At 37.4% G+C, this 211-nt stretch carries 1 protein-coding gene; it reads left to right on the top strand.

Annotated features, from left to right (window positions below):
* Nucleotides 1-211, top strand: a 211-nt coding sequence (locus tag V6256_RS16075; RefSeq protein ID WP_341599196.1) for an ABC transporter permease subunit, incomplete at both ends; no start/stop codon positions are given.

Genomic DNA, 211 nt, shown 5'->3' with positions numbered 1-211 from the left:
TGCTTGGGTGGCTTTAATTACTGTTATTGCTTTATCTTATGCAACATTACTAGAGGGCTCTGTTTTGACTGAAATCGTTTTTTCATTGCCTGGACTAGGTCGCTATATTACTGATGGTTTGTTAGCTGCTGATATGAATGCCGTGTTAGGGGGCACGATTGTTGTAGGTATGGTTTTCATCTTCTTAAATTTGACATCTGATTTACTTTAT

It is taken from the genome of Psychromonas aquatilis (assembly GCF_038155185.1).
Classification (GTDB): domain Bacteria; phylum Pseudomonadota; class Gammaproteobacteria; order Enterobacterales; family Psychromonadaceae; genus Psychromonas; species Psychromonas aquatilis.
Note: the sequence above shows the minus strand (reverse complement) of the source record. Positions and strands in the feature narration are given on the sequence as shown.